General features: G+C 74.5%; 14 protein-coding genes. 10 read left to right on the top strand and 4 right to left on the bottom strand.

The window, feature by feature from the left end; translation table 11 throughout:
* Positions 1-67: 67 nt before the first annotated feature.
* A complete protein-coding gene (gene miaB / locus HIR71_RS04660) occupies positions 68-1,705 on the top strand; it encodes a tRNA (N6-isopentenyl adenosine(37)-C2)-methylthiotransferase MiaB (RefSeq protein ID WP_169323896.1) in 1,638 nt (545 codons plus the stop codon).
* Positions 1,706-1,766: 61 nt separating this feature from the next.
* On the opposite strand, the gene HIR71_RS04655 is transcribed toward miaB, so the two are convergent.
* Complete coding sequence (locus HIR71_RS04655) at positions 1,767-2,279, bottom strand: type III secretion system chaperone family protein (protein WP_169323895.1); 513 nt, start codon at positions 2,277-2,279, stop codon at positions 1,767-1,769.
* On the bottom strand, positions 2,276-2,887 hold the full coding sequence (locus HIR71_RS04650) for a type III secretion system chaperone family protein (RefSeq protein WP_169323894.1): 612 nt from the start codon (positions 2,885-2,887) through the stop codon (positions 2,276-2,278). Before HIR71_RS04650 ends, HIR71_RS04655 begins: the two co-directional genes overlap by 4 nt.
* A gap of 70 nt (positions 2,888-2,957) precedes the next feature.
* Between HIR71_RS04650 and HIR71_RS04645 the strand changes: the two genes are divergently transcribed.
* From HIR71_RS04645 to HIR71_RS04630, 4 genes are all read left to right on the top strand, one after another.
* Complete coding sequence (locus HIR71_RS04645) at positions 2,958-3,758, top strand: class III extradiol ring-cleavage dioxygenase family protein (RefSeq protein ID WP_169323893.1); 801 nt, start codon at positions 2,958-2,960, stop codon at positions 3,756-3,758.
* Positions 3,758-4,732 carry a tRNA (adenosine(37)-N6)-dimethylallyltransferase MiaA gene (gene miaA, locus HIR71_RS04640; protein WP_169323892.1) on the top strand — a complete coding sequence of 325 codons (975 nt, stop codon included), beginning with the start codon at positions 3,758-3,760 and terminating at the stop codon, positions 4,730-4,732. Before HIR71_RS04645 ends, miaA begins: the two co-directional genes overlap by 1 nt.
* An 89-nt stretch (positions 4,733-4,821) precedes the next feature.
* Positions 4,822-5,805 (top strand): diaminopimelate epimerase, encoded by a 984-nt coding sequence (dapF, locus tag HIR71_RS04635; protein ID WP_169324034.1) that lies wholly within the window; start codon positions 4,822-4,824, stop codon positions 5,803-5,805.
* 67 nt (positions 5,806-5,872) lie between these two features.
* The gene (locus HIR71_RS04630) at positions 5,873-6,205 is read left to right on the top strand and encodes a thioredoxin family protein (RefSeq protein ID WP_169323891.1); all 333 of its coding nucleotides are present in this window, start codon (positions 5,873-5,875) and stop codon (positions 6,203-6,205) included.
* A gap of 2 nt (positions 6,206-6,207) precedes the next feature.
* On the opposite strand, the gene HIR71_RS04625 is transcribed toward HIR71_RS04630, so the two are convergent.
* The gene (locus HIR71_RS04625; protein WP_311836092.1) at positions 6,208-6,867 is read right to left on the bottom strand and encodes a class I SAM-dependent methyltransferase; all 660 of its coding nucleotides are present in this window, start codon (positions 6,865-6,867) and stop codon (positions 6,208-6,210) included.
* A gap of 169 nt (positions 6,868-7,036) precedes the next feature.
* On the opposite strand from HIR71_RS04625, the gene hflX reads away from it, so the two are divergent.
* On the top strand, positions 7,037-8,641 hold the full coding sequence (gene hflX, locus HIR71_RS04620; protein ID WP_169323890.1) for a GTPase HflX: 1,605 nt from the start codon (positions 7,037-7,039) through the stop codon (positions 8,639-8,641).
* A gap of 101 nt (positions 8,642-8,742) precedes the next feature.
* Here hflX and HIR71_RS04615 read toward each other — a convergent pair whose 3' ends face one another.
* Positions 8,743-9,981 carry a sensor domain-containing phosphodiesterase gene (locus HIR71_RS04615; protein ID WP_211373785.1) on the bottom strand — a complete coding sequence of 413 codons (1,239 nt, stop codon included), beginning with the start codon at positions 9,979-9,981 and terminating at the stop codon, positions 8,743-8,745.
* Between the two features lie 155 nt (positions 9,982-10,136).
* Between HIR71_RS04615 and HIR71_RS04610 the strand changes: the two genes are divergently transcribed.
* The 4 genes from HIR71_RS04610 to HIR71_RS04595 all read left to right on the top strand — a co-directional run bounded on the left by HIR71_RS04610 (position 10,137) and on the right by HIR71_RS04595 (position 14,627).
* Positions 10,137-10,439, top strand: coding sequence for a hypothetical protein (locus HIR71_RS04610; RefSeq protein WP_396030994.1), 303 nt, complete (start codon positions 10,137-10,139; stop codon positions 10,437-10,439).
* 289 nt (positions 10,440-10,728) lie between these two features.
* Positions 10,729-11,136: a helix-turn-helix transcriptional regulator gene (locus HIR71_RS04605; protein WP_311836091.1), complete on the top strand. Its 408-nt coding sequence runs from the start codon at positions 10,729-10,731 to the stop codon at positions 11,134-11,136.
* Positions 11,137-11,395: 259 nt separating this feature from the next.
* On the top strand, positions 11,396-13,528 hold the full coding sequence (locus HIR71_RS04600) for an ATP-dependent DNA helicase (RefSeq protein ID WP_396031041.1): 2,133 nt from the start codon (positions 11,396-11,398) through the stop codon (positions 13,526-13,528).
* A 94-nt stretch (positions 13,529-13,622) separates the two neighbouring features.
* On the top strand, positions 13,623-14,627 hold the full coding sequence (locus HIR71_RS04595; protein WP_311836090.1) for an L-lactate dehydrogenase: 1,005 nt from the start codon (positions 13,623-13,625) through the stop codon (positions 14,625-14,627).
* Positions 14,628-14,750: the final 123 nt, after the last annotated feature.

The raw sequence follows: 14,750 nt of genomic DNA, 5'->3' as shown, positions 1-14,750 counted from the left end.
TGGCTACCAGACATGGTCACGAAACGGCAACGTCGTCCGCGTGACCCCACCGCCGTACCCTTGTCGGGTGCCCACGACGACCACACCCACGCCGTCGACGGTCGGAACCTCCGACCGGACGGCCCGGCCCGGCCCCCGCACCTACCTGGTGCGCACGCTCGGCTGCCAGATGAACGTTCACGACTCCGAGCACATGGCCGGCATGCTCGAGCAGGCCGGCTACGTCGCCGCCCCGCGCGCGGCGGACGGCGCCGAGCCTCACGACGCCGACGTCGTCGTGATCAACACGTGCGCGGTGCGGGAGAACGCGGCCGGAAAGCTCTACGGCAACCTCGGCCAGCTGGCGAGCGTCAAGCGCCGGCGCCCCGGCATGCAGATCGCCGTCGGCGGCTGCCTCGCGCAGAAGGACCGCGCAGGCATCGTCGAGCGCGCGCCCTGGGTCGACGTCGTCTTCGGGACCCACAACCTGGACGCCCTGCCCGTGCTGCTCGAACGAGCGCGGCACAACCAGCGCGCCGAGGTCGAGATCGCGGAGTCGCTCCAGGTCTTCCCGTCGACGCTGCCGACCCGACGCGAGTCGGTGTACGCGGGCTGGGTGTCGATCAGCGTCGGCTGCAACAACACGTGCACGTTCTGCATCGTGCCGCACCTGCGCGGCAAGGAGCGCGACCGCCGGCCGGGCGAGATCCTCGCGGAGGTCCAGGCGCTCGTGGCGCAGGGCGCGATCGAGGTGACGCTGCTCGGGCAGAACGTCAACAGCTACGGCGTCGAGTTCGGGGACCGGGGGGCGTTCGCCAAGCTCCTGCGGGCGTGCGGCACGATCGACGGCCTCGAGCGGGTCCGGTTCACCAGCCCGCACCCGGCGGCCTTCACCGACGACGTCATCGACGCGATGGCGCAGACGCCGAACGTCATGCCGCAGCTCCACATGCCGCTCCAGTCGGGTTCCGACCGCATCCTGCGCGCGATGCGCCGCTCGTACCGGTCGGACAAGTTCCTCGGCATCCTGGAGCGGGTGCGGGCGGCCATGCCCGACGCCGCGATCACCACGGACGTCATCGTGGGCTTCCCGGGGGAGACGGAGGAGGACTTCGCCGAGACCATGCGCGTGGTCGAGGCCGCGCGGTTCTCCTCGGCGTTCACGTTCCAGTACTCGCCGCGGCCCGGGACCCCGGCCGTCGACCTCCCCCACCAGCTGCCCAAGGCCGTGGTCCAGGAGCGGTACGTGCGGCTCGCGGCGCTGCAGGACCGCATCGCTCTCGAGGAGAACCTCGCGCAGGTCGGCCGCACGGTCGAGGTGCTCGTGGCCGAGGAGAAGGGCCGCAAGGACGGTGCGTCCCACCGGCTCTCGGGTCGGGCGGCCGACAACCGGCTCGTGCACGTCGCCCTGCCGGGCGGAGCGCCGACCGCCACGGAGGACGACGAGGACCCCCGGCTCGCGGACGTCGTCGACGACAGGCTCCCGCGGCCCGGCGACCTGGTCACGGCCGAGGTCACGCACGGCGCGCCGCACCACCTCGTGGCGGACTCCGGGGCGACCGGCGGCACGTTCGCCGTACGGCGGACCCGGGCGGGCGACGCGTGGGCCGCGCGCGAGCGGGCACGTGCGGGGCTCGGCGGCGAGGACCACGGACACGGCCACGGGCCGGGCGGAGCGGTCGGCGGGTCCGTCGTGCTCGGGCTCCCGACGATGCGGCGCGCCTGAGCACTGTGCGGCGCGCCTGAGCACTCTGCCGCGCGCCTGGGCACCATGCCGCGCCGGCGTCTCAGGACGAGCTCGGCGGCGCGGGCAGCAAGGCGTCGAGCGCCGCGAACACCTGCACCCCGGTGCCGAGGCCGCAGGCGAGCAGCTGTGCGAGCTGGCTGTCGGTGACGCCGTGCTCGAGGTCGACCGAGACCTCGCTGTAGAGCGCGAGCTCGCCGTCCTCCTCGCGGAGGTAGACCTTCGGCCAGATCCGCTCGCGGTTCCAGTCGTTGACCGCGAGCAGCACGGCGGCGCGCTGGGCGATCGGGAGCGAGCGGTGCCAGCGCCCGCGCACCTGGAGGATCTCGCCGTGCTCGCCGAGCAGCAGGAACCAGAAGCGGCTCCCGTCCCAGGTCCCGGTCAGGTCGCCGTCCTCGTCGAGGAGGAACCGGTAGCCGCGGCGCGTGAGGTGGGCGGCCACCCGGGCACGCGTCAGCGGCGTGGTGCGCTCGCGCGGTGCGGGGCCGGCGGCCGGCTTGGGCCGCGCGTTGCCCAGCATCCGGGCGAGCCAGCCCGGCAGCGCCTCGGGCCTCATGGCGCCGCCGCCGCAGGGTCGGGGTAGAGCTCGTCGATCGCGTCGAAGAACATGCTCCCGGTGCTCAGCCCGCAGTGCAGCAGCTGCGCGAGCTGGGCGTCGGTCACGCCCCGCTCGAGGTCGGTCGCGACCTCGGAGATGACGTGGACCATGCCGTTGTCGCGCACGCGGACGTACGCCTTGGGCCAGATCCGGTCCGCGTTCCACTCGTTGCACGCCTCGAGCACCTCGGGGAGGCGCTCGATGGAGATCTCCCGGTTCCACTGGCCGCGGACCTGCAGGATCTCGGCCTCGTCGCCGAAGAGGAAGAAGTAGAAGAGCCGCCCGCGCCAGAGCCCGCCGAGGTCACCGTCGCTGTCGACGAAGTAGCTGAACTCGTTGGTCTGCAGCCACTCGAGGATCCGCGCGACCGTGACCGGGGCGGGCACGTCGTCGGGCTCGAGAACGACGCCCTGGCCGAGCTCACGCGAGAGCAGCGCCCGGACCTGTGAGCGGAGCTCGTCGTCGGTCAGGTCGTCGTCGGGATCGCGCGCGTCGTCCGACCGCCCGGCCGAGCCGTGGTCCCGCCCGGACCTGCCGCCCCCGCGACCGCCCCGGAAGAAGCCCATGCCGGAACCCTAACCCTCGTGATCGGTGCTGGGTGGTCGGCGACGGGGCGTGAACGGTTACGGTCGTGGCGTGCTCCGTGCCGCTGTCCTCGTCCCCGACACCGCGCTGCTGGTTCCCGGCGCGGCGGGGCGCGCCGTCGTGCTCGACGAGATCCGGGCCGCCGCGCTGGAGGAGGTGCGCGACATGGTGGCGACCGCGCCGGACCGGGTCGTGGTCGTCGCACCGGGCGCGGCCGACCGGGTCGTGGCAGGGCGGGTGGTCGCGAGCCTCGCGGCGGCGGGCGTGGACGACGCCGCGCTCGGCTGGCGCGCGACCGGCGGATCGGCGCCCGAGCGAGGCGCAGACGAGCCGATGGCGTCGACCGCGACCTCGGTCGCGCTGCTGCTGCTCGCGGCGGCAGGGTGGTCCGGCCCGACGACGGTCGTCGAGACCGCAGTGTCCGTCGAGACCGCAGCGTCGTCGGCCCAGGCCCTGCGCGACCGGGGCGCGTCCCTCGTCGACGGGTCGGCGCCGGTCGTGCTCGTCCTCGCCGGGTCGCTGAGCGCACGGCACGGCCCGGATGCACCTCTCGCTGACGACCCGCGGGCCGCGACCGCCGACGACGCCCTCCTCGCCGATCTCCGAGCCGCGGACCCGGAGGCGCGCCGGCGGCTGGCGGACGTGCCGGCGGAGCTCGCGCGCGACCTCGCCATGACCGTGTGGGCACCGCTGCAGGTGCTGCTCGGGGCGGTGGGGACCACGCCGGTCGAGCCGCGCATCGCGGAGGTGGCGGCTCCCTGGGGCGTGCCGTACGTCGTCGCGCGCTGGGTGCCCGCCGACGGCTCGCCCGAGGGTCGACTCGGGGGCGGCGCCGCCGCGGTGACGACCTGATGGCGGGGGTCGAGCCGCCGGTGGTCGCCGTCGTGGGCCCGACGGCGACGGGCAAGTCGGACCTCGGCCTCGACCTCGCGGAGCGACTGGGCGGTGAGGTCGTCAACGCCGACGCGATGCAGCTCTACCGGGGCATGGACATCGGCACGGCGAAGCTGTCGCTCGCAAAGCGGCGCGGCGTGCCGCACCACCAGCTGGACGTGCTCGACGTGAGCGAGGACGCGTCGGTGGCCCGGTACCAGCGCGAGGGGCGCCAGGACCTGGCGGACATCGCCTCCCGGGGCGCGCGCGCCGTCGTCGTCGGCGGGTCCGGGCTGTACGTGCGCGCACTGCTCGACCGGATGCACTTCCCCGGCACGGAGCCCGAGGTCCGCGGCCGGCTCGAGGAACGCGCCGAGAGGTTCGGCACCCGGCACCTGCACGACGAGCTCGCCCGGCTCGACCCCGCGGCCGCCCTCGCGATCGGTCCGGCGAACACGCGCCGGATCGTCCGCGCCCTCGAGGTCATCGAGCTCACGGGGCAGCCCTACACCGCCAACCTGCCCGAGCAGGTGTACGAGGTGCCGGCCGTGCAGATCGGCCTCGACTGCGATCGCGACGTGCTCGACGCGCGGGTCGAGCGCCGTGTCGACCGCATGTGGGAGCAGGGGCTCGTGGAGGAGACGCTCGGGCTGCTGGCGCGCGGGATGGGGCGGACCGCCGCGCGCGCCGTCGGGTACGCGGAGGTGCTGGCCATGATCCGCGGCGAGACCGACGAGGCCGCGACCCGCGCCGCGATCGTGGCCAGCACCCGGCGGCTCGCGCGCAAGCAGATGACCTGGTTCGGGCGCGACCCCCGGGTGCACTGGCTCGACGCGCGCGACCCGCACGTCGTCGACCGCGCGCTCGACGCCGTCGCTCAGGCCGAGGCGACGACGGCCGCGCCGGGTGCCGCCGACGAGGCGTCTCGGGGACGCCGTACCCTGGGCTCATGACCACGTCGGCTGCCACAGGCGCGAGCGCGGCGCCGGGCCAGACGCCCCGCCAGGTGCCGCGCGAGGCGACGACCGCCGGCTTCACCGCGATGCAGCTCCCGGGCGCGGACCTGCCGCCCGGTGCGCGGCTGCGCTTCACGAAGGGGCACGGCACGCAGAACGACTTCGTGCTCATCGACGACCGGGCCGCGGAGCTCGACCTGACGCCCGAGCTCGTGCGTGCCCTGACCGACCGGCGTGCCGGCATCGGGGCGGACGGCGTCATCCGGGTCGTCCCGACCGCTGCGATCCCCGAGGGCGCCGCCATCCTCGCCGCCGAGCCGACGGCGACGTGGTTCATGGACTACCGGAACGGTGACGGGTCGGTCGCCGAGATGTGCGGCAACGGCGTGCGGGTGTTCGGCGCCTTCCTCGAGCGCATCGGCCTCGCGCGCATCCCTGTCCCGCGCGGGGACGACGCCGACGACGGTGACGTGACGACGGGCCTGCTCGTCGGCACCCGCGCCGGGGTGCGGCGCATCCGGCGCGAGCCGAGCGGCTGGTACGCGGTGGACATGGGTCCGTGGGCCCTCACGGGCGGCCCCGGCGCGGCGATCGACGGCGCGGACGCCGAGGTGACGGTCGCGGGGCTCGACGTCCCGCGCCCGGGCCTGAGCGTCGACGTCGGCAACCCGCACACCGTGCTGGCGCTCGCGGACGAGACCGAGCTCGCAGCGGCGGACCTCAGCCGTGCCCCCGTCGTCCGTCCCGTGCCGGCCGGGGGCAGCAACGTCGAGCTGGTCGTGCCGCTCGGCGAGGAGACCGACGAGGCCGGGAGCGTGGTCGGGCGCCTGCGGATGCGGGTGCACGAGCGCGGGGTGGGCGAGACGCGCTCGTGCGGCACGGGGGCGTGCGCCGCGGCGCTCGCGGTGCGGACCTGGGCGGGCGCGGGGGCACCCGACGTCTGGCTCGTCGAGGTCCCCGGGGGGACGGTGCGCGTCAGCGTGCTCGACTCCGGCCACGTCGAGCTGGCCGGTCCGGCCGAGCTGGTGGCCGAGGGTGAGATCGACCTCGTTGCGCTGCTCGGCCGGTGACCCGGGCTGAGGACCGGGCGGTGACCAGGGCGGGAACACGGTCGCGGCCGGTGCCGTTGGACCCGGCGTGACCACGACGCACCACCCTTCGCGACTGACGCCGGCGGACCTGCCGGTGCCGCTGGGCGCGGGCGCGACCCTCGTGCAGTTCTCGAGCACGTTCTGCGCCCCGTGCAGGGCGACGCGGCGCGTGCTGGAGCGCGTCGTCGCGACCGCGCCCGGCGTGCGTCACGTCGAGCTCGACGTGGCGGACGTCCCGCACCTCGGGGCGCGGCTGGGGATCGAGGTGACCCCCACGGTCGTGGTGCTCGACGCCGACGGCGTCGAGCGCGCGCGCGCCCAGGGCGCCCCGACGCTCGCGCAGGCGCGCGCCGCCGTCCGCGCGGTCATGGCCGGCTGACGTCAGCCCGGGCGAGCCCCTGCCGTCACCCGGAGCACCCGGAAGCCCTTGGCGCTCGCGGACCGCGTGACGGTCGCCGCGGGGCCGAGCCGCTCGGCGAGCCAGCGGTGGAGCGAGTCGGCACCGAGGTTGCGCTGGACCACCAGGTGGGCCTCTGCGCCCGGCGCGAGCCGCGGCAGCCAGTGCACGAGCATCCCGTGCAGCGCGGCCTTGCCGACCCGGATCGGCGGGTTCGACCACAGGGCGGCCAGCGCGACGTCGTCGGGCACCTCGTCAGGGGTCACGGCCCGCACGGTGTCGATCCCCAGCCGAGCGGCGTTGCGCCGGACCAGGTCGAGCGCGCGCTCGTTGACGTCGACCGCCCACACCCGCGCCCGCGGCGACTCGAGCGCGAGCGTCAGGGCGACCGGCCCCCAGCCGCACCCGAGGTCGAGGAGGTCGCCCTCCTGCGGCGGGGCGGGCGCGGAGCGCAGGAGCACCTCGGTGCCCAGGTCGAGCCGGGCGGGGGAGAAGACCCCGCCCGCGGTCTCGAGCTCGAGGTCTCGACCGGCGAGCCGCACGGTGATCGTCCGCCGCTCGTCAGCCGAGGCGGGGCGGGCCGTGAAGTAGTGGTCGTCCACGGGGGCGTCGTCGGGTGAGGACCCGGGGGCGTCGTCGTGCACGGGACGAGACCCTACGCGTGTCACGCTCGCAGCGAATTGGCTCGCACGCGTCCGGAGGTGCGTGTCACGCTGGACGCAGACGCACCGAGCACGTTCGGCCGGGCCCCAGACCGCGGCTCGGCCCGCCGACGCACCGGGGAGACCGGTGGAGAAGAGGTACGAGGACCAGGTGACCGCACCGCACGATGAGTCGAACCACGCCGAGTCGCACGACGCCGAGTCGAACCACGCCGAGTCGAACGACGCCGAGTCGAACCCCGCCGAGTCGAACGCCGCCGAGCAGAACGACGGTGCCGCCCCCCGCACGGCGCAGGACGTCGCGGGTGACGTCGTCGCGCGCGTCCTCGCGCGTGCCGGGACTGCGCTCGGCGGGACGGCCGGGACGGTGCACTCGGCGTTCGACGGTGACCAGCTCGACCTCGAGGAGCGCACGTCGCTGCGACGCGTGAGCGGCCTCTCGACCGAGCTCGAGGACGTCAGCGAGGTCGAGTACCGGCAGCTGCGTCTCGAGCGCGTCGTGCTCGTGGGTCTCTGGGGTCACGGCCCGGTCGAGGACGCCGAGGTGTCGCTCCAGGAGCTCGCCGCCCTCGCGGAGACCGCGGGCTCGCTGGTGCTCGACGGGATGCTCCAGCGGCGCAGCTCGCCCGACCCGAGCACGTTCCTCGGGTCCGGCAAGGCGGCCGAGCTCGCGGGCGTCGTGGCCGCGGTCGGTGCCGACACCGTGATCGTGGACGCCGAGCTCGCCCCGTCGCAGCGGCGCGCGCTCGAGGACGTCGTCAAGGTCAAGGTGATCGACCGGACGGCGCTGATCCTCGACATCTTCGCCCAGCACGCCAAGTCCCGGGAGGGCAAGGCGCAGGTGGAGCTGGCCCAGCTCGAGTACCTGCTGCCGCGCCTGCGCGGCTGGGGCGAGTCGATGTCCCGGCAGGCGGGTGGACGGGTCGCCGCCGGCGCCGGGATCGGCTCGCGCGGTCCCGGTGAGACCAAGATGGAGCTCGACCGGCGGCGGATCCGCACCCGCATGGCGAAGCTGCGGCGCGAGATCGCCGCGATGGAGCCCGCACGCGCCACCAAGCGCTCGTCGCGCACGCGCCACGCGGTGCCCTCAGTCGCGATCACGGGGTACACCAACGCGGGCAAGTCGTCGCTCCTCAACCGGCTCACGGGCGCCGGCGTGCTCGTCGAGAACGCGCTCTTCGCCACGCTGGACCCGACCGTGCGACGCGCCGAGACTGCCGACGGGCGCGAGTACACGCTCACCGACACCGTCGGTTTCGTGCGCGCCCTGCCGCACCAGCTCGTCGAGGCGTTCCGGTCCACTCTCGAGGAGGTGGCCGACGCCGACCTCGTGCTGCACGTCGTCGACGCCTCGCACCCGGATCCTGAGGGGCAGATCTCCGCCGTCCGCCACGTGCTCGCCGACATCCCGGGGGTGCTCGACGTGCCCGAGGTCGTCGTCCTGAACAAGGCGGACATCGCCGACCCCGACGTCGTCGCCCGCCTGCGCTCGCGCGAGGTGCACTCGATCATCGTCTCCGCGCACACGGGCGAGGGGATCGACAAGCTGCTCGCGCTGATCGCGGACCAGCTGCCGCGGCCGAGCGTCCAGGTGGACGTCGTCATCCCCTACGACCGCGGCGACCTCGTCAGCCGGGTCCACCGGGACGGCGACATCGAGGCCGAGGAGCACACGGGCGCCGGGACGGCGCTGCGCGCACGCGTGGACGAGGCGCTCGCGCGCGAGCTCGCCGAGGCGGCGGTCCGCACAGGCTGACAACGGGCGGCGCTCCGCTGCTCCCGCTGTGGATCCCCCGCCCGTGAGCCGGCCCGTCCGCACGGGCGGGATCGGCGCCGTGCGGACGACCAGGGGCGGGTCTACGCCGGCACGGGAGGGGGGTCGGGCAGCATGCGGGCCATGAGGTCACCGGCCACGCCCACGACGAGGTCGCGGTCGTGGGTAAGGATGTACTCGAACCGCCGGTCGTCCTGCGGGCCGTCGTCGCCGAGGTCGCGCGCGACCAGCGCCGCGGCGAAGTGTGGTCCGACGACGGCGATGTCCCACTCGCCGCGCACGGGGTCGTCGGCGTGCAGGTGAGCACCGCGCACCCCGGCCGCTGGTTCGGGGTCAAGGTCGGCGCCGAGCGTTCCGACGAAGGTCGCGTGCTCGGCGGGCCGGGAGTACCGGCGACGGGTGGCCGGCGTGAAGAACCGACGCTCCTGGAAGGCAGCCAAGACCACGGCAGCGGCCGGGGAGGCAAGCGCCTGGCCTTCGATGTGCTTGCTCATCGCGATGAGCAGTCGCTTCGTCGCGCTGCGCACCGTACGTCGCGCGGCGACCCCTTCGAACGGACTGGCCATGGGGTTGCCGGGGCGCACGTGCCCGATCGGCACGCCGACCAAGGGGGAGGGTGGTAGCACGGACGGTAGCGGCCCCGGGCGGCCCAGCAGCCACCCCTGGCCGAGGGTTGCGCCGAGGGACCGCGCGACCATGGCTTGCTCGTCGGTCTCGATGCCCTCCGCGAGGACCACGGCGCCTGAGCGTTCTGCTTCGGCGTTGACCGCGCTGGCGATCTCGGCGATCGCCTGACTCGGCCGGTCTTGAACGAGCCGCAGGTCGAGCTTGATCACGTCGGGGCGCAGCAGCGGCAGCAAGGCGAGGGAGCCGGGGTCGGCGCCCAGGTCGTCCAGCGCGATGCCCCACCCGCGGGCGCGGAAGCGCTCGACCATGCGGAGCAGCTCCGCAGGACGGGATGTGAGATTGCGCTCGGTGATCTCGGCCACGACGCGCGGGCCGGGGCCGAGCCCTGGGCCGAGGAGGTCGCCGGAGTGTCGGGTGACGGTGACCCCCGGTGGTGCTGCGACCGGCTCCACGTTGACGAACAGGGTCCACGGCGCGGCAAGCGCGTGCCCGGCGCCTCGGAGGGCGACCTCACGACACAACCGGTCGAGCTCGACGGTCCGGCCGTCAGCGGCAGCGGCGGCAAACAGCATGTCCGGTCGCTCTAGCGTCGTGCCGCGCGGGCCACGGGCGAGTGCCTCGTAGGCAACGACGGCGCCGCTGGTCAGGTCTGCGACCGGTTGGTAGACGGCCGTGACGGCACGGTGGGCGATCACGTCGGCAATGGTCGGGTTGCGGGCAAGGGCCAAGAGGCTCGGTGCATGCATGGTGCTCATCGCCGTCTCGGGTCGCGTGGGGCCTGTGTGGGCGGGCCGGCCGCCACGGCAGTCCATCGGACCCGCGCCGCGCGAGGTGAGGCCCCGCCAGAGCTTTGCTGGTCTGGGTCGGCATCAAGATGCTCCTCAAGGTCGACCTCTTCTACGTCCCGACGACGGTGTCGCTGGCCGTCATCACCACGATCCTGACCGTCTCCGTCGTTGCCAGCCTGCGGGCCACGCGTGGACAGGAGCGTCGTGACCTCCAGGCCCCGGCCGAGCCGCCGTTCCGCGTCGCGACCGCCGCGGAGATGGCCGAGCTCGAGCCGCTTCGCCGAGGACGGCGCAGGCCGCCCGCGGCTGGTGGGAACCCAGGCGCGCCCACCCCGACGGCGCCGACGCAGAACCCGGCACGCTGATGCCGTCCTCACCAGTGGGCGCCAGCGCACCGGATGACACCGGCGCCGCACCGAAGGCCATGGTCCGGGTGGTCCACGTCGCGGACACCTCGCTCGGACGGGTCTCGGCCGAGGCTGACGACGCCGTGTCGCCACCTACAAGTAGCCCATGGTCGGTGCGGCGGCGGTCTAACCGGTCGGCGCAGCCCTCTTCCACGCCCTCAACGTCGTGCGGATCATCCCGGTGGACGTTCATGCGTGCATCGGGCCCGCTCCTGGTCGGCCTGGTGGTGATCTTCACCTTCGACCCGTGCCCGCGCCGAAGCGCGAGCCGAGCTGCTGCCATCCTTCTGCACGAGCGGGTAGCCCATCGACCGCCCCGCACCTGAAGGAGCGCACGATGAGCGGACACTGGACCTTCCTGACCAACCACGCGCACCTGCTGCTCGCCGTCGCCCGCGACCCAGACGTCCGCGTACACGACCTCGCGGCGCTGGTGGGCATCAGCGACCGCGCCGCGCTGATGATCCTCGACGACCTCGAGCGCAGCGGCTACCTCCACCGGCAGCGGGTGGGGCGACGCAACCGCTACACCGTCCACCCGCATCAGCCGTTCAGGCATCCGACCACCGCTGCGCACGACATCGATGAGCTACTGGCGATCTTCTCGACCTCCCGGGATCCCTCGTCGCCCCACGCCGACGGCACCGCGCACTGAGGCACGGCTGGCCTTCTGGTCGGCTGGTTCGAAGATGACCGCGCGGATCCCCCGCTCACGCAGCAGGGTGGGGGTTGCGCGCGAGGAGTAGGCCTTGTCGCCCAGCACGGCCCGGGGGGTCCTTCTGACGATCGACCGGGTCGGCTTCGCGCGCACCGACGCCCACAGACCTGGGCCAGCGGTGCAGTCCCATTAGGCTGACTCGGTGCCGAAGACCACGCCGACGCCTGCACGCCGGGGCGCGGCACAGGGTCGAGCGATCGCCTCCGTGCCATCCGTGGGCCGACGCGCCGACGGCCCGGCGCCGGTGGCCGCCGTGGACGAGCTCCTCGACCTCGCCGTCGCGCGGCTGGGCGGCGCCACCCGGTCCGGCCAGCACGAGATGGCGCGGGCCGTCGCGGCGGCCATCGAGGCGGGCGAGCACCTGCTCGTCCAGGCCGGCACCGGCACCGGGAAGTCCCTCGGGTACCTGGTCCCCGCGGTGCGGCACGCTGTCCAGGAGGACGAGCGCGTCGTGGTGTCGACCGCGACGCTCGCGCTCCAGCGCCAGGTGATCACGCGCGATCTTCCCCTGGTCGCCGAGGCGCTCACCCCGCGCCTGCCGCGGGCCCCCCGGTTGGCGGTGCTCAAGGGGTGGCACAACTACCTCTGCGTGCACAAGATCGCGGGCGGGTACCCCGCGGACGAGCCCGGTGCGCTGTTCGAGCTGCCTGGCGACCAGCCGGGCGCGGCGGAGCACCCGCCGCCCGCCGCCGACGAGGTGACGGCCGCCGGCCCCGCCGGCCGCCGGGCGCGATCAGGGGCGGGCGGCCGGGCCGACCTCGGCGCCCAGGTGGTCCGGGCGCGGGAGTGGGCGGGGGAGACCGGGACGGGGGACCGCGACGACCTGGTCCCCGGCGTCAGCGACCGCGCCTGGCGGCAGGTGTCGGTGACCTCGATGGAGTGCCTCGGGGCGAAGTGCCCGATGGTCGACGAGTGCTTCCCCATGCGAGCGCGCGCGCTCGCGAAGGAGGCCGACGTCGTGGTCACGAACCACGCGATGCTCGGGATCGCGGCCTCGGGATCGCCCCACGTGCTCCCCGAGCACGAGGTCCTGATCGTCGACGAGGCCCACGAGCTGACCGACCGGGTGACGGCCCAGGCGACCGCCGAGCTGTCCGTCGGGACCGTCGAGCACGCTGCCCGCCTCGCGCGGCGTCACGGCGGGCTGGCCACGACCGAGCTCGACGCGGCTGCCGCGTCCCTGGGCGCGGTGCTCGCGGGCCTTCCCGAGGGCCGGTTCCGCGACGGGCTGCCGCCCGGCACGCTCGGCGTGGTGGCGGCCGTCCGTGACGCCGCTCGTGGCCTCCTGAGCGCGCTCAAGCCCGAGGGAGCCCCCGCCCAGGCCGCGGCCGAGGGCGGGCTCAAGATGGCGGCGTCGGCCATGCTGACGCTGTTCGAGATCGCGGACCGGATGGCCGCAGGACCGGACGAGGCCCGCCGCGACGTGCTGTGGTGCGCCCGGGGCGACGACGGCGGGTGGCGCGGGGCCGGGATGACCCGGCTGCACGCGGCGCCCCTCGCCGTCGACGGGCTGATCCGCACGCACCTGCTCGCGGGCCGCTCCGGGGTGCTCACGTCGGCGACGCTCGCGCTCGGAGGGTCGTTCGACCCGGTGGCGCGCTCGCTCGGTCTCGCTGCGCCGGCCGAGGGTGACGAGGAGTCCGGCGAGGCCGGCGCGGTCCGGTGGCACGGGCTCGACGTCGGCAGCCCGTTCGACTACCCGCGGCAGGGCATCCTGTACATCGCCAAGCGCCTGCCTGCCCCGGGCCGGGACGCCGCGACCGACGCCCAGCTCGACGAGATCGCCACGCTCGTCACCGCGGCGGGTGGACGCACACTCGGCCTCTTCTCGTCCCGCCGTGCCGCGACCGCGGTCGCCGAGGCCATGCGCGACCGGCTCGACCTCCCGGTGCTCGTGCAGGGGGACGACCAGCTGCCGACCCTCGTGCGCGCGTTCGCTGACGACCCGGCCGCCTGCCTGTTCGGCACGCTGTCGCTGTGGCAGGGCGTGGACGTGCCGGGGCCGTCGTGCCAGCTCGTGCTCATCGACCGGATCCCGTTCCCCCGTCCGGACGACCCGGTCCGCTCGGCACGGGCGGAGGCGGTCGAGGCGGCCGGTGGCAACGGCTTCATGCAGGTCGCGGCCACGCATGCGGCGCTGCTGCTCGCACAGGGCGCCGGCCGGCTGATCAGGGGCACCGCCGACCGGGGCGTGGTCGCCGTCCTCGACCCGCGGCTGGCCACGGCGCGGTACGGCGAGTTCCTGGCGCGCACGCTGCCGGACTTCTGGCGCACCACCGACCGCGGCGTCGTCGTGGCCGCGCTCGAGCGCCTCGCCGCACTAGCCTGATTCCCGACCCCCGATCCCGACCCCAGCCCCGACCTCAGCCCTGACCCCAGCCCCGACCCCAGGACGACGGCGTGGTGCGCCGCGTGGAGGACCCGTGACCGAGAGCGTGGACAGCGACGAGCTCCAGACCGCCACCGGCGCCGGTGCCGACCGACGCACCACCAAGCTCGCGGTCGTGGGGGCCGGCGCGGTCGGCGCCACGGTCGCGTACGCGGCGCTCATGCGCGGTGCCGCGCGGACCGTGGCGCTGTACGACGTGAACCACGCGAAGGTCGAGGCCGAGGCGCTCGACCTCGGGCACGGCATCCAGTTCATGCCGATGGCCGAGGTGGTGGGATCGGACGACATCGCGGTGTGCGCGGACGCCGACGTCGTGGTCGTCACCGCGGGAGCGAAGCAGAAGCCGGGTCAGACCAGGCTGGACCTGGCGGAGGCGACCATCGGCCTGACGCGCGACCTGCTGCCGCGGCTCGTCGAGGTGGCTCCGGACGCGGTGTTCGTGATGGTGACCAACCCGGTCGACATCGTGACGTACGCGGCGCTCCAGCTCTCCGGTCTGCCGCCCGCCCGCATGTTCGGGTCGGGCACGGTGCTCGACTCGTCCCGGCTGCGGTACCTCGTCGCGCAGCACACGGGCGTCGCGGTGCACAACGTCCACGCCTACATGGTCGGTGAGCACGGGGACAGCGAGTTCCCGCTCTGGAGCTCGGCGGCGATCGGCGGGGTCCCGCTGCTCGAGTGGCGCGGGTCGAGGAGCGCCGGCCCACTCACCCCCGCGGTGCGCGACCGGATCGCACGGCAGGTGATCGACTCGGCGTACCAGATCATCGCGGGCAAGGGCGCCACCAACTACGCGGTCGCGCTGGCGGCGTCGCGCATCATCGAGGCGGTGCTCAAGGACGAGCGGCGCGTCATGCCGGTCTCGAGCCTCCTGGACGGCTACCACGGTATCCACGAGGTCTGCCTGTCGGTGCCCACGGTGGTCGGCCGTGGTGGTGCCGACCGTCAGCTCGAGGTCCCCATGTCGTCCGACGAGGAGGCCGACCTGCGACGCTCGGCCGAGGCGCTGCGCGCCGTCGCGCGCCGGTTCGGCTTCTAGGGCGTGTCTCCCTTATCCGGGGTGAGGTGGGCGTCAGGCTGTGGCCATGAGCGTGTCGGCGTCGCGGTTCGAGGTGTTCACTGACGAGGAGTGGGCGCGGATCGAGCCGTTGTTGCCCTCGAA

This window comes from Cellulomonas fimi (genome assembly GCF_012952065.1).
Lineage (GTDB): Bacteria > Actinomycetota > Actinomycetes > Actinomycetales > Cellulomonadaceae > Pengzhenrongella > Pengzhenrongella fimi_A.
This window is presented reverse-complemented; position numbering and strand designations above follow the sequence as displayed.